Annotated in this window: 21 protein-coding genes; 8 read left to right on the forward strand and 13 right to left on the reverse strand. The window is 39.8% G+C overall.

Translation table 11 applies throughout. The features are described from left to right. Positions 1-72: 72 nt before the first annotated feature. The gene (locus tag LC090_RS13390; protein ID WP_226659369.1) at positions 73-900 is read left to right on the forward strand and encodes a ClpXP adapter SpxH family protein; all 828 of its coding nucleotides are present in this window, start codon (positions 73-75) and stop codon (positions 898-900) included. Positions 901-1,000: 100 nt separating this feature from the next. Beyond that, positions 1,001-1,180 (forward strand): hypothetical protein, encoded by a 180-nt coding sequence (locus tag LC090_RS13395; protein WP_226658547.1) that lies wholly within the window; start codon positions 1,001-1,003, stop codon positions 1,178-1,180. A gap of 34 nt (positions 1,181-1,214) precedes the next feature. Here LC090_RS13395 and pepF read toward each other — a convergent pair whose 3' ends face one another. The 3 genes from pepF to mecA all read right to left on the reverse strand — a co-directional run bounded on the left by pepF (position 1,215) and on the right by mecA (position 5,119). Then, positions 1,215-3,029, reverse strand: coding sequence for an oligoendopeptidase F (gene pepF / locus LC090_RS13400; protein WP_226658548.1), 1,815 nt, complete (start codon positions 3,027-3,029; stop codon positions 1,215-1,217). Between the two features lie 95 nt (positions 3,030-3,124). Continuing rightward, positions 3,125-4,303: a competence protein CoiA gene (locus LC090_RS13405; protein WP_226658549.1), complete on the reverse strand. Its 1,179-nt coding sequence runs from the start codon at positions 4,301-4,303 to the stop codon at positions 3,125-3,127. A gap of 132 nt (positions 4,304-4,435) precedes the next feature. Continuing rightward, the gene (mecA, locus tag LC090_RS13410) at positions 4,436-5,119 is read right to left on the reverse strand and encodes an adaptor protein MecA (RefSeq protein WP_226659370.1); all 684 of its coding nucleotides are present in this window, start codon (positions 5,117-5,119) and stop codon (positions 4,436-4,438) included. A 267-nt stretch (positions 5,120-5,386) separates the two neighbouring features. On the opposite strand from mecA, the gene LC090_RS13415 reads away from it, so the two are divergent. Beyond that, on the forward strand, positions 5,387-6,076 hold the full coding sequence (locus tag LC090_RS13415) for a TerC family protein (RefSeq protein WP_226658550.1): 690 nt from the start codon (positions 5,387-5,389) through the stop codon (positions 6,074-6,076). Between the two features lie 54 nt (positions 6,077-6,130). Here LC090_RS13415 and spxA read toward each other — a convergent pair whose 3' ends face one another. Next, positions 6,131-6,526, reverse strand: a complete 396-nt coding sequence (gene spxA / locus LC090_RS13420) for a transcriptional regulator SpxA (protein ID WP_098443134.1) — start codon at positions 6,524-6,526, stop codon at positions 6,131-6,133. A gap of 282 nt (positions 6,527-6,808) precedes the next feature. On the opposite strand from spxA, the gene LC090_RS13425 reads away from it, so the two are divergent. Together LC090_RS13425 and LC090_RS13430 are read left to right on the forward strand one after the other, a co-directional pair. Next, positions 6,809-8,011, forward strand: coding sequence for an efflux RND transporter periplasmic adaptor subunit (locus LC090_RS13425; RefSeq protein WP_226658551.1), 1,203 nt, complete (start codon positions 6,809-6,811; stop codon positions 8,009-8,011). Between the two features lie 11 nt (positions 8,012-8,022). After that, on the forward strand, positions 8,023-11,103 hold the full coding sequence (locus tag LC090_RS13430; protein WP_226658552.1) for an efflux RND transporter permease subunit: 3,081 nt from the start codon (positions 8,023-8,025) through the stop codon (positions 11,101-11,103). 29 nt (positions 11,104-11,132) lie between these two features. On the opposite strand, the gene LC090_RS21955 is transcribed toward LC090_RS13430, so the two are convergent. Together LC090_RS21955 and LC090_RS13435 are read right to left on the reverse strand one after the other, a co-directional pair. Continuing rightward, positions 11,133-11,261, reverse strand: a complete 129-nt coding sequence (locus tag LC090_RS21955; RefSeq protein WP_255462008.1) for a hypothetical protein — start codon at positions 11,259-11,261, stop codon at positions 11,133-11,135. Positions 11,262-11,294: 33 nt separating this feature from the next. Beyond that, complete coding sequence (locus tag LC090_RS13435; protein ID WP_226658553.1) at positions 11,295-11,858, reverse strand: GNAT family N-acetyltransferase; 564 nt, start codon at positions 11,856-11,858, stop codon at positions 11,295-11,297. A gap of 152 nt (positions 11,859-12,010) precedes the next feature. On the opposite strand from LC090_RS13435, the gene LC090_RS13440 reads away from it, so the two are divergent. After that, positions 12,011-12,190 carry a hypothetical protein gene (locus LC090_RS13440; protein WP_226658554.1) on the forward strand — a complete coding sequence of 60 codons (180 nt, stop codon included), beginning with the start codon at positions 12,011-12,013 and terminating at the stop codon, positions 12,188-12,190. 41 nt (positions 12,191-12,231) lie between these two features. Here the strand turns inward: LC090_RS13440 and LC090_RS13445 are convergent, their stop codons facing one another. Further along, positions 12,232-13,434, reverse strand: a complete 1,203-nt coding sequence (locus tag LC090_RS13445) for a putative glycoside hydrolase (protein ID WP_425590668.1) — start codon at positions 13,432-13,434, stop codon at positions 12,232-12,234. Positions 13,435-13,618: 184 nt separating this feature from the next. Here LC090_RS13445 and LC090_RS13450 point away from each other — a divergent pair, with 184 nt between their 5' ends. Further along, the gene (locus LC090_RS13450; RefSeq protein WP_226658555.1) at positions 13,619-14,155 is read left to right on the forward strand and encodes an HD domain-containing protein; all 537 of its coding nucleotides are present in this window, start codon (positions 13,619-13,621) and stop codon (positions 14,153-14,155) included. 6 nt (positions 14,156-14,161) lie between these two features. Here the strand turns inward: LC090_RS13450 and LC090_RS13455 are convergent, their stop codons facing one another. Continuing rightward, positions 14,162-14,557, reverse strand: a complete 396-nt coding sequence (locus LC090_RS13455) for a GNAT family N-acetyltransferase (RefSeq protein ID WP_226658556.1) — start codon at positions 14,555-14,557, stop codon at positions 14,162-14,164. Positions 14,558-14,621: 64 nt separating this feature from the next. On the opposite strand from LC090_RS13455, the gene LC090_RS13460 reads away from it, so the two are divergent. Continuing rightward, positions 14,622-14,798: a hypothetical protein gene (locus tag LC090_RS13460; RefSeq protein ID WP_226658557.1), complete on the forward strand. Its 177-nt coding sequence runs from the start codon at positions 14,622-14,624 to the stop codon at positions 14,796-14,798. 38 nt (positions 14,799-14,836) lie between these two features. Here the strand turns inward: LC090_RS13460 and LC090_RS13465 are convergent, their stop codons facing one another. The 5 genes from LC090_RS13465 to LC090_RS13485 all read right to left on the reverse strand — a co-directional run bounded on the left by LC090_RS13465 (position 14,837) and on the right by LC090_RS13485 (position 20,666). Beyond that, positions 14,837-15,769 (reverse strand): ABC transporter ATP-binding protein, encoded by a 933-nt coding sequence (locus tag LC090_RS13465; RefSeq protein ID WP_226658558.1) that lies wholly within the window; start codon positions 15,767-15,769, stop codon positions 14,837-14,839. Next, positions 15,762-16,832 (reverse strand): ABC transporter ATP-binding protein, encoded by a 1,071-nt coding sequence (locus tag LC090_RS13470; RefSeq protein WP_226658559.1) that lies wholly within the window; start codon positions 16,830-16,832, stop codon positions 15,762-15,764. Before LC090_RS13470 ends, LC090_RS13465 begins: the two co-directional genes overlap by 8 nt. An 11-nt stretch (positions 16,833-16,843) precedes the next feature. Beyond that, positions 16,844-17,866, reverse strand: coding sequence for an oligopeptide ABC transporter permease (gene opp3C, locus LC090_RS13475; RefSeq protein ID WP_226659372.1), 1,023 nt, complete (start codon positions 17,864-17,866; stop codon positions 16,844-16,846). A 5-nt stretch (positions 17,867-17,871) separates the two neighbouring features. Further along, on the reverse strand, positions 17,872-18,801 hold the full coding sequence (gene opp3b, locus LC090_RS13480) for an oligopeptide ABC transporter permease (protein WP_369522754.1): 930 nt from the start codon (positions 18,799-18,801) through the stop codon (positions 17,872-17,874). A 176-nt stretch (positions 18,802-18,977) separates the two neighbouring features. Further along, complete coding sequence (locus tag LC090_RS13485) at positions 18,978-20,666, reverse strand: peptide ABC transporter substrate-binding protein (protein WP_226658561.1); 1,689 nt, start codon at positions 20,664-20,666, stop codon at positions 18,978-18,980. Positions 20,667-20,787 lie beyond the last annotated feature (121 nt).

Genomic DNA, 20,787 nt, shown 5'->3' on the forward strand with positions numbered 1-20,787 from the left:
TATTGCGATTCTTACAATCCAAATGGACAATCCGATGTAGCTTGTTCAGCCCAGACTCAAAAGGGCAAACCAATCGAAATTTATTCATTTATCGACCCGCTCTGTCCTGACTGCTGGGGTCTAGAGCCTATGATAAAAAAACTCCAGCTTGAATATGGACATACGTTTCGCATCCGACACCTTGTTGGAGGCAATATTAAAACATTTAACTCGTTCAAACGAAAAAATGAAGGAATTACTACCCACGCCGATGTAGCTGAACGCTGGGAACGAACTGCAAGCCGCTCTGGCATGTCCTGTGACGGCGATTTATGGTATGAGGACCCTATGGATACCCCTTATATCGCATCCATCGCGATTAAGGCAGCAGAGCTGCAGGGAAAGCTACCTGGCTTTAACTTCCTTCGTAAAATGCGAGAACTACTCTTTATACAAAAACAAAATATGACGAAGGAAGAAAATCTCGTTCAAGCCGCAAAAGAAACGGGTCTTGACGTTCACGAATTTAAGAAAGACCTTCATTCACAGGCAGCCGTCAAAGCTTTTCAGTGCGATTTGAAAATTTCATCTGAGATGGAAGTGAATGAACTACCAACGCTCGTCTTTTTTAATGAAAATATTGAAGAAGAAGGTCTTAAAATTACAGGCCTATATGAGTATGAGGTGTATGTTCGAATTCTGACAGAAATGTTGAAGACAAAGCCGACGCCAGAACCGCTTCCGTCTTTAGATGCGTTTATGGACCGCTATCAGTTCGTTGCAACAAAAGAAGTCGCTGTCGTGTATGACATGAGCTGTGAAGAAGCTGACGCAGCGATGAAGAAGCTCGCACTAAAGCAAAAGGTTGAGAAAGTTCCTGCCAAACACGGCTCTTTCTGGCGTACAGTGAAAAACGGATAAGTTAAAAAAAGAATGGTGCCACATCGGTGCCATTCTTTTTTGCTTCTACGACCCGGTATAACGTTCAATTCATGACATACGTATAACACGAGGAGGGAAAATGATGCGCTTCTATCTTTTAGTTGGTATTGTCTTTATCGTGATTAGCTTTGTCATGTTTATAATGGGACTACTTAAGTTTCTTCCGATTCCAATCGGAGCAGCCCTTCTATTCGCCTCCATTCTCTTTACCGTTAGCATGTTCAATTCCCGTAATCAGTTTAAAGGATTCAATCGCTAAAAAGGCCTTCTCCAACGTGGAGAAGGCCTTTTTATTAGTCTTCGAACAGTAAATTTTCCATTTCGTTTAAGATGGATTCAAAGACATCTAACGCATCACTGATTGGTTTAGATGACGTCATATCCACTCCAGCTTTCTTTAATACCTCAATTGGATAGTCCGAGCTACCTGCTTTTAAGAAATCAATATATCTCGTGACAGCCTCATCGCCTTCTTCAAGAATTTGATTTGAGAGTGACGCAGCTGCACTGAATCCTGTCGCATACTGGAATACGTAGTAGTTGTAATAGAAATGAGGAATTCTCGCCCACTCTAGCGCAATCTCTTCATCAATGACAAGATCTTCACCAAAATACTTCTTGTTTAAGTCATAGTAAAGAGATGAAAGGAGATCAGGCGTTAGCGGCTCACCATCCTGTGCTTTTTGATGAATCATGTGCTCAAATTCAGCAAACATCGTTTGTCTGAACACTGTACCTCTAAATCCTTCTAGATAATGGTTTAATAAATAGAGTTTTTCTTTTTTATCTGAAGTATTTTCAAGTAGATAATGGTTTAACAATGATTCGTTCGTCGTAGAAGCGACTTCTGCTACAAAGATCGAATAATTGGCATAAGGATATGGCTGGTTTTCTCTCGTATAATAACTATGAACCGAGTGACCAAACTCATGAGCTAGCGTAAAGAGATTATTTACATTATCTTGCCAGTTCATCAAAATATAAGGACGCGTGCCGTAAGTTCCAGAAGAGTAAGCTCCACTACGTTTGCCCACGTTCTCCTGAACATCTACCCAGCGATTGGCAAAACCTTCTTCAAGAATACCTTTGTATTCTTCCCCAAGTGGTGTTAATCCCTTTAAAATATACTCTTTCGCTTCGTTGTAAGAAACTTCCATCTTCACTTCAGGGACAAGCGGTGTATACAAATCATACATATGAAGCTCATCAAGCCCAAGCGCTTTTTTCCGAAGGTTGACATATCGATGTAGTAAATCAAGGCGGTTATGAACCGTTTCTACCAGATTGTCATAGACATCTTCTGGAATATTGTTACTATCAAGCGCTGCCTGTCTTGCTGAATCATAGTTCCTCACTTTTGCATAATAATTATCTTTTTTTACTGTGCCACTTAAAGTAGAGGCAAACGTATTTTTAAATTTGCCATACGTGTCATAGACAGCTTTAAATGCATCCTGTCTGACGCGACGATCACTGCTTTCGAGAAAACGAATGTAGCGGCCGTGCGTTACTTCCACTTCTTCCCCATTCTCATCTTTAATCGTTGGAAACTTCATATCTGCATTGTTCAGCATTCCAAACGTATTGCTCGAGCTGCTTGTTACATCGCTAACTCCTGCAAGAATCGCTTCTTCTTCTTTTGAAAGAACGTGCGGCCGCTCTCGATTAATTTCATCAAGGGCATGCTCGTAAAGCTTCAGCTCTTCCTTTTCATTCAAATATTGCTTAATCGTTTCTTCAGGTACGCTTAAAATTTCAGGAACAACAAACGCTAACTCACTGCTTACCTGCGTTGCAAGATTCGCTGCTCGGTCATTTAGCCCCTGGTAATGCGAATTCGTTGTATCCTGGTCATAGCGCATATGGGCGTATGTATACAGCTTACCAAGCTTCATTGTAATTTCATCCTGCTGTTTCAGAGCGCGATACAGCTTATCAGCTGACTCCGCAAGTTTACCTTTATATTGCTTCATTTCAGGAAGAAGCGCTTTAATTTCTTTAAATTCTTCTTCCCACTGCTGATCGCTTTCATAAATCGCTTCTAATGCCCACGTATCTTCGACCGGAATTTCGTCTCGTTTAGGTAGAGCGTTTTTATTCTCTTCCATGAATCGACACCTCCATCAAATGATTTCCTCACATTCATTATCGTACCATATTCTCCATATGATGCTTACAATTTCGCTCGACAAACCTTGCAGGTTTACATAAGCTTTTTACTTATTATGCTATCCATTTGCAAGCTCTCTTCTGACTGACGATGAATCAACGGTTGATAAAGCTTTTCATACCGTTCATTATCCCAATCTTTTAACACTTTTAACCGAACTAATTGCTTAACGTAACCACGAAGGGCATCACTTACCCCATTTATGTGCATAGGAGTTGATCTCGTTATAAATAAACCGGACTTAGTCACACGTTCAAATGCTTGGACTAAGGAATGAAATGGGAAACTTCGATTATACGGAATAGTGGGAAGGTAGCAAATGAGAATCCACGTTTGCCATAAATAAGAAGGCGTTTCAATCCAGTAATTGTTTTCAGATGGTATTCCCGCTTCTGAAGGAAAGAAACGGATCGAATAACCTTTGCTATAAAAGAGTTTACGTAAATAAAAAAAAGCATAGGACTTTTCACCATGAGGGTTTTGACGCCAGCTTAATTTTTGCTTTAGCCAAATTGGATGAGAATGAAGCGTTTCTTTTAGAACAGGGAGTTTTTTAAAAAGATGATTGAAGGAAGTTGTTAAAGTAGGGAGATAGAAAGTGGAACATATAAATTTAGTTGGCGTTAAACTATGATGAAGAAGGACAGTTGCAAACGTGCGCTCAAGGGGACAATAATAATAGAGGGTTGGAAAGCGGTGCTGATGAGAGGCTGAAGCCCAATCCATAGAAGAGATCGTATAAACTGATTGGTATGATCGTTTCAAACGCTTTGCACTTAATATCCAGTGTACTTCGATATTCGCGTCATGATAAGAAGAAGTTCGTTCAGAAAGTAAGGTGGCTTGAATGGAAGAGCATTGAAATTCGAGTGCGGTTTTGGAATGGGGAAGAAATAAATCGGGGCGTTGATTGGTTTTTGTTAGGAAATGCTCTACTTTAACGTCATCATTATCTTTTTTCAACCATTCATAAAGCTGCTGTTTTCCAGTAAGATGGTAATTCGACTCGCGTTCCCAAAGAGCCTCACAAGGAGGAGATCCTTGATGAGCAAAATGCCAGGTCCGCTTATTACCTAGTTTCATGACGACAGGCTGTCGACATCCGGGACAAAAATACGAAGTAGATCGCTTAAGCTGTATGAGTTCCTTTAGATGATATTGGCGATCTGCAAGGTTAAGCAGTGTTCCATTCATTGTTTCAGCTGTTAACATCACAACACCTCTCTCTCCATTGTTCCTTAACCTCTATTCGCTTTCAAGAACCATATTCCTTCTTTGTATGGCAACTGGATTTTGAACGTGACAGATAAAAAGGGCCGATTCCCATTGGAAATCGGCATCAATTTATAAGAGTGGGAAGTGTCCGCGGAGTTGTTCTAGAGCTTCCTCAGAGAGAATCTCCTTACCGTATTCCTGTATGCGGTGAATGGTCAGGTCTGTCTCATAGCCATATTCCAACAGCTGACTTAATCGGTTGTCCTGATCTTCTTCTATCAATGTATCATCAAAGACAACGTGGAGATAGTAACGATCCTCAAAATGGTACAGGCCATTTTCAACTCCAACTGGATCAAATCCATGCGATAAAGAAATGACGTCTTCAAAATCTCTAAACGCGATCATAAAGGAAAGCTCTTCTCCTTCAAGAGGTTCAGGCTCGTCTTCTGGCTCATAATTATTCTGAAGCGCAAATTTATCATCAAGAATTTTATCCATGTTCTCATCAAGCGGAAGATCAAGCTGCTTTTCTTCTGATAGCGGTAGTTCAAGTTTTGATCCGTCGTTTGACATTTGAGCACGAGTGACAATGATTTCAAGACCTTTTTCAAGGGCCTGAACTTGAATCCAGAGAGGGCCCTCGAGTGAAAATTGTTCTCTTTGATGAGCTTCATCCATCATCTCCCAGAACAATTCTTCTCCTCTTTCTCTGTCGTACCAAATTTCTTCTCGATCGAATCCTCTATTTTCAATGTCTCTATACGTAATAAAGAATTTCAGTGTATTCGCGTTGACGCGTTCGATTTCCATGTGCACTCTCTCCCTCCTGTTTAGTTAACCGGAAGGCTATTCCCTCTGGGATACTCCTAATTTTCTCTTTCCCTTAAGCGGCTCTCATTAACCACTTTTCTCTTGTAATACCATTCTATGATAAACCATCAAAGAATGGAAATAAAAAATCGTTTGATTTTTTCACTCATATTAAACCATATACACGATATATTTATTTATGTGTATAGCTTGCCCAAAAGTGCTCCTGTCATGAGATTAAAAATTCGCTACTCGGGAGTGGATTCCTTGTTTGACTTAGAAACGATTACTCAGGTTTTCTTTATTATCGGAATTGATCTTGTTCTGGGTGGTGATAACGCAGTTGTGATTGCATTAGCCTGTCGTAATCTCCCTCCATCTCATCGGAGCAAAGCCATTATGATGGGTACAGCGATTGCTGTTGGACTTAGAATAGCACTAACAATAGTCGCTGTCTATTTATTGATGCTCCCCTACTTACTAATCGTCGGTAGCCTCTTTCTTCTCTACATTTCGTTTAAACTGGTGATCGATAGTGATAGCGGTGAAACGATTCATTCGACGTTTTCATTTTGGGGAGCGATTCGTACAATCGTGGTAGCGGACCTCATCATGGGACTTGATAATGTGCTCGCAATAGCAGGCGCATCAGAAGGAAAATTACCGCTCGTCGTTTTCGGATTATTGATCTCTATCCCTATTATCGTATGGGGCAGTCGCATGATCATGCATGCCCTTGATCATTTTCCGATATTAATTTACCTCGGTGCTGGCATTTTAGCATTTACATCTGCCAGAATGTTAACTAGCGCGGCTGAACTAAAAACGTTCTTCTATACCTATCCTTCGATGGAGATGATCACTGAACTTGCTTTTGTTTTAATTGTGATTATTGGAGGATGGATCGCAAAAAAAATGAAAGGAAACATCATATACTTTCAACCCTACATTAAATAACGCTAAAAACGCCACAAAAAAAACTTCTACAGGCTGAGCTGTAGAAGTTTTTTATTAGTTAACGAGACGTTGTGCCTCTTGAAGTTGGAATGTACGAACTTTTCTTGGTAGAAAACGACGAATTTCGTCTTCATTATAACCAACTTGAAGTCGTTTTTCATCCAAAATAATTGGACGGCGAAGTAGCCCTGGATGCTCGCTAATCAATTCAAACAATTCCTGCAAAGAAACCGTATCAAGATTTAAGTTTAATTCCTGGAATGTTTTAGAGCGAGTTGATATAATTTCATCTGTTCCATCTTCCGTCATTCGTAAAATTTCTTTCACTTCTTCGATCGTTAGAGGCTCAGAAAAAATATTTCGTTCTGTAAAAGGAATATCATGCTCTTGCAACCACGCTTTTGCTTTTCGGCAAGATGTGCAGCTTGGAGATGTATAGAGTGTTACCATAAGGAATTGCTCCTTTCTATAAGTAAACGTCAAATCCACATTAGAAAAATTATCTTTTCACAATTTGTATTATACTACAATTCTTATCAAATAAATAGGGGATGACAAAAATTACATAAAAGCTATACAATAGCTATACAATTAGTTAAACCTAACTCCTATATTCCCCATTTCCGAGTATCCAAACCTGTATTGTTTTAAAAATGTTTAAATTTCACGCTAAAAAAGTTTTGTTCACATGATACGATTCGTAAGAGATACACTAATTCTGAGGTGAATAATATGAAAAAGGCCGTTTTTCTTGCCAGTATGCTTGTCTTTGCAAGCGCTTGTACAACAGAAGAGATTACTAACCAAGAAACGTCGAATGAACCAATACCGGTAGAAGTGGCATCAGTCGAACAAAAAGATCTTTCAAACGATCTTGAATTATCCGGACAAGCTACACCTGGTGTAACGATCCCTCTCGCTGCCCCTTCTCCCCTTAAAGTAACAGAAATTAACGTTTCCGTTGGAAGTACGGTTGAAAAAGGGGATTTGATCGCTGCACTGGACGATTCAACAGCAAGAGAAAATGTCAATCAACTTGCAAATGCTGTGAACGAACTGGAGAAAGCTGTTAACCAAGCGAAAGAGCTATCAGGACAAGCTGAAAAAAGTGCACAGGAACTGAAAAATCTTCAGTCAGAATTAAATCAATCTCTTGAGCGCTCGAAAGAACTTCTAAGTGAGTTGGATTCTGAAGAGGTGACGGCAGCTGATGTGTTAAAAGAAAGCCTTGAAGTAACGATTAAGCAAGCGCAATTATCTCAGGCAGCAACACAGGTACCTTCTATGTCTGCTGGAAATGTGACACAGTTAGAAACACAGCTTTCTGAAACAAAAGCAAGTTTAAATCAAGCTCAAGATGTATTAAATGCAACAACGATTGAATCTCCTATTAACGGGATTGTTTCTCAAATTAATGCAGAAGAAAACGCAGCGGCTGTTCCAAGTACGCCTCTTGCTGTTGTCGTTAATTTAAATCCAATTAAAGCGACATTTCAAGTTAATAGCTTTCAAATATCGCAGTTAAAAAAGGATCAAGATGTAAAGATTACGTTCGATGGAGTGGACGGAACATTTGATGGAAAATTAAATGCGATTCCCCCGACCGCTAATGAACAAACGGGCTCGTTTCTCATTGAAATCCCTCTTGATAATAAAGACTTGAAAATTAAAGGCGGGATGAAAGCAACGGCCACTATTCAAACGGATGTCATTGAGAATGCCATCATTGTACCGAAAGAATCGATCGTCTATGGTGACGAAGAAACATTTGTGTACATACCTCAAGGTAAAAAAGTAAAACAAGTAAATGTTGAACTTGGCACAGAAACGAACGAAAACATCCAAATTACAAGCGGCCTTTCAAAAGGGGATCAAGTGATTACTAAAGGGAAAGATCGCTTAAATGAGGCATCCGAAATCCAGGTACAGAAGTGAGTTGAGTCCATATGAATATTGCTAAGCTTTCCGTGTTTCGCCCCATCGCCATGGGGATGGTCATTATTTTCATTCTCATTATCGGAACCGTTTCACTTCGAAACATGCCAGTCGACCTTTTTCCGGATTTAACGTTTCCTGTTGCTGCGGTAACCGTTACGTATGAAGGCGCTGGACCGGAGGAGGTTGAGAATCTACTTGCCTCTCCTCTTGAAAATGTAATGGGTACTCTTCCAAATGTTGAAAGCATCTCCTCTGTTTCGCAAAATGGCGGAGCATTGATTCTCGTCTCCTTTGAATGGGGAACAGATATGGATTTTGCTACCCTGAACATGCGAGAACAAATTGACGCTGTGCGGGACTCTCTTCCATCTGAAGTTCCCATCCCAAAAGTTTTACGATTTAATCCAAGTGATATTCCAATTATGCAGCTCGGTGTCGCTGGATCAGAAGAAGACCTTACTGCTGTCAAAAAAGTGATTGAAGATCAAATCAAACCATCACTGGATTCCGTTCCAGGTGTTGCTGCCGTTAATATTGAAGGACAGCTTGAAAAAGAAATTCGATTAACGGCTGATCCAGATAAACTTAGTCAATACGGGGTTACGCTGACCAACTTGCAACAGCTTATCGGATCAGAAAACCTTAACTTACCTAGTGGATCCATCGAAACCGAAAATAAAAATCTTCCGCTACGGGTAACTGGTGAGTTTGAATCTGTAGATGATCTCAAAAACTTGGCTGTGCCAACGAAGAACGGTACGGTAAAACTAGATCAGCTCGTTGAAATTGAAGAGAAAATGAAGCCTGCTGTTCAAGAAAGCTACTTAAACGGGGAGCCTGCAATTGGCTTTTCAATCCAGAAGCAATCAGGCGCCAATACCGTTCAGGTTGTTAACCAAATCAATGACAAGCTTGAAGAAATAGAGCCTTCCCTTCCAGAAAACATGGAAATTAAAACAGTGTTTGATCAAGCCAAATTTATCAACCAATCAATCCGAGCGGTTGTGTGGAACATTATTATTGGAAGTCTGTTAGCTGCTGCAGTGCTTTATTTGTTTTTACGAAATATACGAAGCACGTTGATTATTGGTCTTTCCATCCCGATTTCAATCGTAGGTGCGTTCATATTAATGTACTTTTCAGGTCAAACCATCAACCTTCTTACACTCGGAGGACTGGCTCTTGGGGTTGGAATGATGGTCGACAATTCGATCGTTATTCTTGAGAACATTTATCGACTAAGGCAAGAGGGGAAATCCCTTAAGGAGGCTGCTGTTGAAGGAACGAAAGAAGTGGGTAGCGCCATTATCGCTTCGACACTCACGACTGTTGTCGTCTTTCTGCCAATTGTTTTTGTAACGGGTCTTGCTGCTCAGCTCTTTAAGCCACTGGCACTTGCTGTTACCTATTCCCTATTGGCCTCACTATTTACAGCTCTTATTATCGTTCCATTGCTCTCTTCACTCTTAATGAATCGAAACGAATCAAAATCCATTTTCCAATTAAAATTCGATCGTGTGAACAATTGGTACAGACGCGTATTGGATAAAACATTAACCCATCCTAAAAAAACGGTTGGCGCTACCGTCTTGCTTTTAGCTATTTCGGCTGCAGGAGCTCCTTTTATTGGAACTGAATTTCTACCTGCGCAGGATCAAAGTTTCGTGAACATTTCAGCGAATCTTCCTGCGGGAAGCTCATTAGAAGCAACTGAAAATGTTACGGAAGAAATTGATAACGTGTTAAAGTCCATTCCTGAAGTTGACCTATCCTATTTAACAGCAGGCGGTACCGATAATTTTAGTGTTGGTGCGGGAAGTCAGACAAATCGAGCTACTTATAGCGTGCTTCTTGTGCCTATTAATGAGCGAAATCAGTCCGATCTTGAAGTAGCAGAAGATATTAGAAAGGAACTGAAAAGGATACCTAATGCCGATATATCTGTATCGGCTAGTGACTCAGGGTTTAGTGCTGATCCCATTTCCATTAACATTATCGGACCAGACCTTGATGTCTTAAAAGAGCTATCAGATGATGTGATGACGAGCATTTCAGAAGTGGATGGTGTAAGAGAACCAACTTCGAGTATTGAATCCAACAATCCTGAAGTTCAAATTCTGATCGATCGGGAGAAAGCAGCTAGTTATGGAATTGGAAGTTCTCAGATTTCAACAGCAATTTCAAATGCCACGAAAGGACTTGTAGCGAGCAACCTAGCTCGAGATGGTAATCAGCTCGATATTCGCCTCGCAGTGGAAGATAAGTATACAGATTCACTTGATTCGCTCTCCAGTCTTTTAATTGAAACACAGACTGGTGAAAAAATCCCTCTCTCTGCTGTAGCAGATATTGAACGAGGTCTAGGTCCTTCCGAAATTACTCGTACAGACCGACTGAGACAAGTTGAAATCACGGCTAGTTTGTTAGGGAGAGATCTTGGAACAGTGACCGACGAAATTCGAGAAAAGCTCGTGAAAGATGTTCCACTACCAGGTAATTCATATAAAATTACGTTTGGCGGCCAGGATGAACAAATGAATGATGCTTTCTTTAAGTTGTCCGGCGCACTCGCTCTCGCCATCGTTCTTGTTTACATGGTGATGGCAGGACAATTTGAATCCTTTCTCTATCCGTTCATTATCATGTTCTCTGTCCCGTTAACCGCCATCGGTATAATTTTCGGCTTACTCATTTCCTTCCAGCCTCTTGGAGTTGGATCGCTCGTTGGAATGCTAATTTTAACTGGAATCGTTGTAAATAACGCAATTGTTCTCGTTGATTATATTAATAAACTTCGTGAGACAGGAATGAATACGCGAGAAGCGATACTAGAAGCCGGTCCTATTCGTTTACGACCAATCCTGATGACAGCCTTAACAACGATTCTTGGCCTTGTCCCGTTATCATTAGGCTTTGGAGAAGGAACGGAAATTCAACAGCCTATGGCCATTGTGATCGTATTCGGGTTAAGCGTTGCTACTTTTATTACGCTTGTTTTCATTCCCGTTGTGTATTACTTGATTGACCTTCGCCGTCAAAAACGATTAGAGAAAAAAATGGAATCCATTGAAAAAACCGAAAGCCGTTAATGGCTTTCGGTTTTTTTTAATTGCTAGCGTTAAGCAGATGTTCTCGTATTTGAGGCGGGCTCTTTCGAAGACTGCGGTTTCCAGGTTTTCCAGCGTCTTTTCAATAAATCCTTCAACCATTCGCGCTTCTTTTGCTTTTTCTTCTCACGATTCTTCATAAGAAGTTTCCCTCCTGATCGAAAACCATTCTCTTACTCTTCAATAAGTTCCTTCTCTTCTTTAAGGCTTAGTACCTCTTCTACAGGCTGATAAGATGCACCGTATAGCTGTTGATCCTTATAGGTGTGAATCTCTTGATACGTATGTTTCATGGCTTCATATATTTCTTTCTCACCAGCTTCACTTGGTGACCAGTATAAGATCTCCATTTCATTAATCTCATTCGTAGCAAGAGATCTTCTTCGATACCCAATTGACTTTGCATGTTTGAAACCTTCTCGCAAATAAAAGCGCTGTCTTTTTTCGGTATCCGTTTCTTCATAATCAACTGGCTCTACTTCAAGGACAATTGGCTTCTTCTTTTCTTTCAGCTTTTCAATTAATTTCTTTCCTAGCCCCTGACCTCTGGCATCCCTGGAAACGAAAATATAGTCCACGAATATGAAATCAGGAAGATCGGCATACATTAGAACATGGTGCGGTCCCTCGTCCTTAATGTAAATGTCACCCTTTTCTTCCAATAGCAAGTCCATATGCTCTTTTGATTTCATCTCTTCAATGGGGAAATATTGCTTCAGCTTCTCATACCAGTTCATTGATCTACTCCCTTATAATGAATTCTTCCCTATAAGTATAACACATTTATCCAGTAAGATAGTGCTAGACGGGCTATTCGATATTTTCCCCTCTTCTTTCATAAGTAAACATTTCGTACACTTAAACTAAATGATGGATAAGGAGGGTGAACATGAATTTCTATAGTGAATTTCTTTTGTTAGCCATTCTAATCATTAGCTTTACTGCTTTTGTGGCAATCGTATTAAACACATTTGGTCATCTCTTATTTAATAAGAAAAAGAATACTTATCAAAAACCACTGCATAACAGTCAAAAAAACTGGAAGACTTTATTAGAAGATCACTCTTAATGAAAAAAGACCGCCATATTTGCGGTCTTCAGACGAATAAATTAAGGTGTATAATCAACATTCTTTGTATAACTATTACTTGCATCCCATAAAAGGAACTCATTAATACCATTGTCTTTCAGGGCTTTAATTTGCGCTTCGACTTCTGCTTTACCATAGTTTAGATAGTTACCGCTGCCTAAATAGCTTGCAGTAAAATCCTGAATCCATGGACGGCTTGTAGGCGCATCATCAAGCTTTCCTAACACTTCATTCTCAACTTTTGCATATTCGTTAACTAAGTTATAAGGCTCAAGATCTGGTTTAGCTATGCCAAAGTAAGATCCCCAGTGACTTGGATAAATCATTGATGAAATCACATCGACATTGCTAGAAATTTTCGAGAAGTTTTGTCCAATTCCAGGCGCTTCAGGAATCGTTGCTGAGTATCCAAAAATATCAACGGATACATCAACATCGTACTGTTCAAGTTTTGCATTCGCGTATGCAACAAAATCGGTTACAGCCTGAACTCGTTTCTGCACATTGTCCATGTCCATATCGGCATACTTACCCATCGTATATTCCAGTGTATCTTCACGTGTTTCAAATCCTTCAGGGAAACGAACATAGTCGAATTGGATTTCTTTAAAGCCCATTTTCGCAGCTTCAATTGCGATTTGCACGTTATAGTCCCAAACTTCTTCTTTAAATGGATTTACAAACGCTTCTCCACGTCCATTTTTCCAAATTGATCCGCCTTCTTTATAAGAAAGTTCTGGTCTCGCTTCTGCAAGAACTGTATCCTTAAATACTACGACTCTCGCAATTGGATAAATGTTGTTTTTCTCCATTTCTTCCAATACACTGCGTGGATCTTTCATATAAGGTTTACCAATCTCATATTCTGCTAATGGAGAGTCCTTCTTAGGTTCATATGTAAGGTTACCAAAATCATCTTTAAAATCGATGACCATCGCATTTAAGTCAGTTGAATTCACAAATTTCGTCAATTTACTAAATCGACTTCCACCAGCGGAATTTCCTGTTACATAAATACCTCTTACAGCATCTGGATACTTAAAATCGAGTCCAGAATCATAAACGAATCTTGGAAGGCGATCTGGAAGTGTTAATTCTTTTTTTTCTACCTCAAAACCTTTAAGATTTGTCGCGGATCGTGCATCTTCTGCCAAAACAGTTTGTCCGAACACAGAAAATAACAACACCGACGCGAACAGGCTTTTCAACCCAAGTTTAAAAATACGCACAGCTTCTCTCCCCTTTATTAGTTTGCCTTCTCTATTATAAGATGAATATACAGTCTTTGAAAGAACTTCCAGTAAAATTTCTAAAGTCTTTTTCTTGAACGTTCATAATTGATTTATTTTTCACTAGCTGGTATGATGATTAGAAAAATAAATTTAAGTCGGTTAGGAGGCCATTACCATGAGAAACGTAACCTTATCAGATATATTCCAACTTCCATTTGCACGCAAATACCTTAAGCGAGCAGGACTGGCTCATGCGATTACTGTGGCCAAACACGCTTATCATTTTGCAAACAAACTAGAAGTAAATCCTGATCTTGCTACCAAAGCGGCTTTGCTTCATGATATCGGCCACTATACGTGGTACCGTAATGGAAAGTGGGACTATAACTTATATAAGCAAAACGACATTCACGCAATTAAAGGTGCCGAACGAGCACATAAAATGTTGATTCGTTTAGGTGAAAATCCTGTTGCAGCGAAAGAAATTGCCGTTGCCATTCTCTTTCATACAGATTCCTACTTCCTTGGCACTGTCAATCGCAATGCCCTTCAAGAAGTTGTTGCAATGGCTGATGAAGCTGATGAAGAGCCGGGTGGCAATCACCACTATAAAGTGATGTCCGAAGAAGAGGCAAGCCTAGAACTTTCATCACTTGACCAGCTAGTTGAAAAAAGCTTGAACAATCAAACGAAATGGCAGCAAAGTGTGTAAGTTTTATTATGCCAGTTCGCGCAGGAAAGGGATCTCGATCCGTAATTCCCTTTCATCCCTTTCCACCACCTTCCCTTCCCATTTTTTTAGAAATTTCTCTCCTAAGCTAGTAGCTGGAATACGCATTCTTAATCTTTCTTCATTCTGTTTCTTAGCTAACTTCACTATAAAATCGTAAAGACCCCACCTTTTTTCTTCTTCTCCTTTAAAATAAAACTCCATTAATTCAACCTGTGCTTTACCTGTTTCAAACCATAAATAACCGACTGTTTGGTCTTTTTCTTCAAACAGGTATATTGTAGAATAAGGTGAAGGTTCCTTATCGTTACTTCCACCATTTTCAGACCTGATTAATTTTAGTGATTTATGATCAAATTCAGGATTAAATGGGTAGAAAATCATGTGCTCCCTCCTCTTTATTTTCGTTAAGCTATAACGACCGACTGCATAATTCAAAGGAGTTCTTATGTCAAAATTAAAAATTAGTTTACTCGTTTCTACTTTTATTCTATGTGCTCTCATATTAGTAGACTATTCGCTGCCTAAAGACTTATCCCTTTACATAAAAGGATTTCTTATTGTCCCTGTTGTTCTCTATAGCGCTTATCTTGTGACAAAATTTAAAAACAAAAAAGAACGATAAAAGGACCGCATTTCAATTGAAATGCGGTCCTTAGCGGTTTACACCGTAACTTGATACTTTTGATACTCTTCTTCTGTACATGCGATCCAGTGACCCTCCATCACTTCACGAAGGACACGTTCTTCTCCATCTTTAGGAAGATGTTTTTCAGGATCATAAACTTTACGTTTTCTGGAACGCTCATATTCTGGATCCGGAAGTGGAATCGCAGAAAGTAATGATTGCGTATAGGGATGGAGCGGGTTACGGTAAAGCTCTTCACTTTCAGCAAGCTCTACGATTTGCCCACGATACATTACCCCAATACGGTCACTGATGTATTTCACCATAGAAAGGTCATGCGCAATAAACAAATACGTTAACCCTTTTTCACGTTGAAGCTTCTTCATCAAGTTAACAACCTGTGCTTGAATGGAAACATCCAGTGCTGAAATCGGTTCATCCGCAATGATAAACTCTGGATCTACTGCAAGGGCACGCGCGATTCCGATACGCTGTCTTTGTCCACCACTAAATTCGTGGGGATAGCGGTTCGCATGCTCTTTGTTTAGACCTACTGTTTCAAGTAGCTCAACTACTTTGTCCATACGAGCTTTTTTAGATGTTGAAAGACCGTGAATATCTATACCTTCAGCGATAATATCAGAAACGGTCATTCTCGGATTTAGTGAAGCGTAAGGATCCTGGAAAATCATCTGCATTTTTTGATTGAACTTCTTAAGCTCTTTTGCAGACTTCTTACCATGTACATCTTCCCCATTAAAACGAACTTCCCCATCCGTTGCATCGTAAAGACGAATAATCGTACGTCCAGTTGTTGATTTCCCACAACCAGACTCCCCAACAAGACCGAATGTCTCACCTTTATAAATATCAAATGTTAACCCATCAACGGCTTTTACAGTACTTTTACCTACTTTAAAATGCTGCTTCAGGTTTTTAATTTCTAGTAGTTTCTCTTGACTAGACATTCTTTCCACCATCTTTCGCGCCAATAATCGGCTCACTTGGAGCCATACCCTGCATCCGTTTTTTGATCGCTGCAGGTGGTTCTACTTTAGGTGCTTTTTCGTGCAATAGCCACGTTGCTGCATAATGTGTATCTGAAATCTTAAACAACGGTGGCTCCATCTCGGTATCAATCTTCATCGCGTAAGGGTTACGCGGTGCAAAAGCATCGCCTTTAGGCGGATCAAGTAGATCTGGAGGTGAACCTGGAATCGCAATCAGCTCTTCGTCTGTTGAATCAAGGCTTGGCATTGAGCCAAGCAATCCCCACGTATAAGGATGTTGAGGATTATAAAAAATTTCATCAACTGTTCCGGTTTCAACGATTTTTCCAGCATACATTACAGCTACACGATCTGCAATATTTGCAACAACCCCAAGGTCGTGTGTAATAAAGATAATCGATGTACCCATTTTTTCTTGAAGATCATTAAGAAGTTCAAGAATTTGTGCCTGGATCGTTACGTCTAATGCGGTTGTTGGCTCATCCGCAATAAGAACACGTGGGTTACATGCAAGGGCGATTGCAATAACCACACGCTGTCTCATACCACCAGAGAATTGGTGAGGAAACTCATTAATTCTACCTTCAGCGTTTGGAATTCCAACAAGTTTTAAAAGCTCTATTGCTCGTTCTTTTGCTTCAGACTTACTCATATTTTGATGTTTCACTAGCCCTTCCATGATTTGTTTTCCAATCGTCATGGTTGGGTTAAGAGATGTCATTGGATCCTGGAAAATCATCGAGATTTCTGATCCACGAATTTTTTGCATTTCCTTTTCGGACAGCTGAGCAAGGTCACGATCACCGAACTTGATCTCACCTTCTTTAATGCGTCCTGGTGGATTTGGAATCAAGCGCATAACTGCTTTTGATGTAACAGATTTACCTGAACCAGACTCTCCTACGATCGCTAATGTTTCACCTTTATTTAAATGGAAGTTTACTCCACGAACTGCTTGTACCTCTCCAGCAAACGTATCAAAGGAGACGTGCAAATCGTTTACTTCTAGAATCTTTTCCATTCGAATTCCCCCTATTTACGTAGCTTTGGATCAAATGCATCTCGCAGGCCATCACCAAGTAGGTTAAAGGCAATCATAATCAATGAAATGATAATGGAAGGCCATAGCACAAGATGCGGATAAATTTGTAGACTCTTAAATCCGTTATTAATAATCGAACCTAGCGAAGCTTCTGGTGGACGTAATCCTAAACCGATAAAGCTTAGAAACGCCTCGAAGAAGATCGCATTCGGAATTGTAAACATTGTTGTAATAATGATTTGACCAAGTACGTTAGGAATTAAGTGTTTCCCAATGACTCGACCGCTCGTTGCGCCTAAAGTACGTGATGCAAGGACAAATTCTTGTGATTTAAGCTTTAATACTTGTCCTCGAACAATTCGTGACATTCCTATCCATCCAGTAACAGACAGGGCAAGGATAATTGAGAATATTCCAGGTTCAAATATTAGAATAAAAAGGATAATCAAAATTAAGTTTGGTATACCAACTAACACTTCAATGATACGCTGTAAGATATTATCAACTCGTCCACCGTAGTAAGCTGAGATTCCTCCGTAAGCTACCCCGATTACAAAGTCAATAAATGCTGCTGCTGCTGCAATGAATAGTGAAATACGCGTTCCCTGCCATACTCGAGTCCACTGGTCACGTCCGAATTCATCGGTACCGAACCAGAAATACTCGTCTTCATAGCCTTTTGCTTCATACTGATCGGTTCCGCGAATATCGACACCATTCACTCCAAGAAAGCTGATATTTTCCAGAACTGGTACTCTAGCCGGAAGTTTTGCTCGTGTTAACTCCTGCTCTGAATATGAGTGTTCATTCATTCCTGGTCCGAAAATAGCTAACAAAATGATAGCAACTATAATGACAAGACCAGTGATCGCACCAGGATTTTTCTTCAATCTTCTCCATGCATCTTTCCAAAACCCGGTACTTTCGCGAGCTATTTGTTCATTTTCAGATGAATCAATTTTAGCGGGTTGAAACATGTCGTCTGAGATGTCATGTAGTTTTTCTTGTTTCATACTCATTAACCCTTACCTCCCGCTAAACGAATTCGTGGATCAATAATGCCATACATAATATCCACTAATAAAATAACAACAATGAATAGTAAACTAAAGAATAGCGTTGTACCCATTATAATTGGGAAATCATTTGTTAAAATCGAGTTAACGAATTTCTCACCAAGTCCTGGAATAACAAAAATTTGCTCAATTACGAGAGTACCTGTCATTAGACCTACAACCAGTGGTCCCATAATGGTAATGATAGGTATAGAAGCATTACGGATTGTATGTCTAATAACAACCGCTGTGCTACTTAAGCCTTTTGCCTTCGCTGTTGTAATATAGTCCTGTCCAAGAACTTCTAACATTTCAGTTCTCATAAAACGAGCTATCGTTGCGACAACAATCGAAGCAATTGCAATCGTTGGCATGATGGTATAAGCAAAGCCATCCCAATAAGCTACCGGTAATAGCTGCCACTTAACACCAAGCCAATATTGCATTAGACCAGCGATAACGAAGTTTGGAATTGAAATACCAAGAACGGCAATAACCATTGTTCCATAATCAAGGAACGAATTGTGTTTTAATGCTGCAATGATTCCTAGGAAAAGACCAATAATAGTACCCACTACCAAGGATTGTAATCCTAGATAAGCAGATGGACCAATACGCTCACCAATAATAGTAGAGACTTCACGACCATCCTGCTGGAAGGAAACGCCGAGATCACCTGATAATAAATTCTTCATGTAATTGAAATATTGTACAGGAACTGGATCGTTCAAACCATACTTATCATTTAACTGAACAATTTGTGTTTCTGTTAACTTATCCTGGTTATTAAACGGTGTACCAGGGAGAAGCTTCATTAGAAAAAATGTTAGCGAAGCAATAATTAGGAAGGTAATCAACATTGAGATGATTCTTCCGCCAATATAACGTCCCACTACAACCAACCTCCTCAAAAGATACCTGCTTGTTTATTATAAGTCGAAAAATGGAATTTCACTAGAAAAAATTTTCTATCTATTTCGTTTCTAGCTTACATTTCGACATATTTCTTATTACAGGTAAAAAAGAGAGCATATGTCAGGATGACATATACTCTCCTGAAAATCTTAAATTATTTCTCAATCTTGATCCATTTGTATGATGAGTCAGCACCAAAGGAATGAACATAATAGTTCTTCACGTAATCTTTTTGAAGGATTGCGTTACCTTTTTGGTAAGTAGGAACGATTGCTACGTCCTCTTCCATTAGAACTTTCTCAGCATCTTGCATCATTTTCCAACGCTTCGCTTCATCTGTTTCTTTCTTAGCTCCTGAAACTAGCTCGTCATACTTTTCGCTTGAGTAACCCATGCGGTTGTATGCACCGTCTGTTTCAAACATATAAAGGAATGTCATTGGATCTGGATAGTCAGGTCCCCAACCACCAGTTGAGATATCAAAGTCACCAGAATCTTCAAGCTCAAGGAACTGCTTCCAAGGTTGCTTGTTGATTGTTAGAGTAAGACCATCAAGCTTCGTTTCAAACTGATCTTTTGCATATTCTGCAATTTTCGCAGCAAGCTCGTTATCAGTCGTTAGGAATTCTAGTTCAACGGAATCTGTACCTAGTGCTTCAAGTCCAGCTTTCCAAGCTTCTTTCGCTTCTTCTTCGCCTTGATCAGCATAGAAACCGTCTGGAGCGAATTCGCGGAAGTCATCACCTTCAGGACCTTTTACAAAGTCTTTCGGCACGAAATATTTAGCAGCAATAGATCCGTTGTTAAGAAGAACATTTACAAGTCCTTCACGATCATATGCAAGGTATAGTGCTTTACGAATATCTTTGTTAGCTAGTGCTTCATTGCTTTGGTTTAAACGCATGAAGTACATTGTAGGATCTACTAGAGTCGAAAACTCTTCATTGTCTTTGAATTGATCTACGAAGTCAGCTGAAAGACCAGCACGGTCGATCTTACCTGTTTCGTAAAGGTTAACTGTTGTTGCAACGTCTTGTACAATCTTCGTAGTGATTTTCTCAAGATTTACAGTTTCAGCATCCCAATATTCAGTGTTCTTCTCGTAAGTCCAGCCTTCACCATGGTTCCACTCAGAGAATACGAATGGTCCATTGTAAAGCATTGTATCAGCTTCTAGAGCAAACTTATCGCCTTGCTCTTCAGCATATGCTTCCGGTTGTGGATAGAACGTTGCGAAAGTTAGCAACGATTTGAAATAAGGAACTTGATTTTCAACAGTAATTTCAAGTGTTTTATCATCTACTGCTTTAGCTCCAAGCTCTTCTACTTTACCGTAAAGAGGATCACCTTCAGTAATGATGGCATTACCGTTCTTGATTCCTGCAGTACCAAACATAGAAGCGTAAGGAGAAATTGTATCTGGGTTTAGTGCTTTATGCCATGCATAGATGAAATCTCCTGCTACTACATCGGATCCGTCAGACCATTTAGCATCGTCACGGATTGTGAATGTGTAAACAGTTTCACCGTCTTTTTCTTCTTCTTTTGGTTCTTCAGCAGCCATACCAAGTGTAGGCTCGTTATTTTCGTCAAGACGATAAAGTCCTTCGAAAACCTGGTTCATTGCTTTAAAAGATGTGTTATCAGTAGCTTGTGTTGTATCCATTGAAGGAATTTCTGCTGTTTCTACTAAGTTAAGTACTTGTTCAGCAGAACCGCCTTCGCCTTCACCTTCACCGCCACTGTTCCCCCCGTTGTTTGAGCCGCCGCCGCCGCAAGCTGACAGGAATACGCTCAAAACAAGCACAAGAGATAGGACAAGCGTCCATCTTGATTTCTTCATGCTGTGTGACCTCCCTTAAAATATGTAGCTATAAAAGCTAGTAATCCGCATGACGAAATTCATCAAATTATCTAACAATTTACGAGATATTTTTTGATTTGTTTCGCCCACAACTCGTATT

This window comes from Guptibacillus hwajinpoensis (assembly GCF_020524165.1).
Classification (GTDB): domain Bacteria; phylum Bacillota; class Bacilli; order Bacillales; family Guptibacillaceae; genus Guptibacillus; species Guptibacillus hwajinpoensis_D.

What these genes read in the sequence shown, in the direction of transcription:
- LC090_RS13395 (WP_226658547.1), top strand. Translation starts at nt 1,001, where the DNA reads ATGATGCGCTTCTATCTTTTAGTTGGTATTGTCTTTATCGTGATTAGC.
- pepF (WP_226658548.1), bottom strand. Translation starts at nt 3,029, where the DNA reads ATGGAAGAGAATAAAAACGCTCTACCTAAACGAGACGAAATTCCGGTC.
- LC090_RS13405 (WP_226658549.1), bottom strand. Translation starts at nt 4,303, where the DNA reads ATGTTAACAGCTGAAACAATGAATGGAACACTGCTTAACCTTGCAGAT.
- mecA (WP_226659370.1), bottom strand. Translation starts at nt 5,119, where the DNA reads ATGGAAATCGAACGCGTCAACGCGAATACACTGAAATTCTTTATTACG.
- spxA (WP_098443134.1), bottom strand. Translation starts at nt 6,526, where the DNA reads ATGGTAACACTCTATACATCTCCAAGCTGCACATCTTGCCGAAAAGCA.
- LC090_RS13425 (WP_226658551.1), top strand. Translation starts at nt 6,809, where the DNA reads ATGAAAAAGGCCGTTTTTCTTGCCAGTATGCTTGTCTTTGCAAGCGCT.
- LC090_RS13430 (WP_226658552.1), top strand. Translation starts at nt 8,023, where the DNA reads ATGAATATTGCTAAGCTTTCCGTGTTTCGCCCCATCGCCATGGGGATG.
- LC090_RS21955 (WP_255462008.1), bottom strand. Translation starts at nt 11,261, where the DNA reads ATGAAGAATCGTGAGAAGAAAAAGCAAAAGAAGCGCGAATGGTTGAAG.
- LC090_RS13435 (WP_226658553.1), bottom strand. Translation starts at nt 11,858, where the DNA reads ATGAACTGGTATGAGAAGCTGAAGCAATATTTCCCCATTGAAGAGATG.
- LC090_RS13440 (WP_226658554.1), top strand. Translation starts at nt 12,011, where the DNA reads ATGAATTTCTATAGTGAATTTCTTTTGTTAGCCATTCTAATCATTAGC.
- LC090_RS13450 (WP_226658555.1), top strand. Translation starts at nt 13,619, where the DNA reads ATGAGAAACGTAACCTTATCAGATATATTCCAACTTCCATTTGCACGC.
- LC090_RS13455 (WP_226658556.1), bottom strand. Translation starts at nt 14,557, where the DNA reads ATGATTTTCTACCCATTTAATCCTGAATTTGATCATAAATCACTAAAA.
- LC090_RS13460 (WP_226658557.1), top strand. Translation starts at nt 14,622, where the DNA reads ATGTCAAAATTAAAAATTAGTTTACTCGTTTCTACTTTTATTCTATGT.
- LC090_RS13465 (WP_226658558.1), bottom strand. Translation starts at nt 15,769, where the DNA reads ATGTCTAGTCAAGAGAAACTACTAGAAATTAAAAACCTGAAGCAGCAT.
- LC090_RS13470 (WP_226658559.1), bottom strand. Translation starts at nt 16,832, where the DNA reads ATGGAAAAGATTCTAGAAGTAAACGATTTGCACGTCTCCTTTGATACG.
- opp3C (WP_226659372.1), bottom strand. Translation starts at nt 17,866, where the DNA reads ATGAAACAAGAAAAACTACATGACATCTCAGACGACATGTTTCAACCC.
- LC090_RS13485 (WP_226658561.1), bottom strand. Translation starts at nt 20,666, where the DNA reads ATGAAGAAATCAAGATGGACGCTTGTCCTATCTCTTGTGCTTGTTTTG.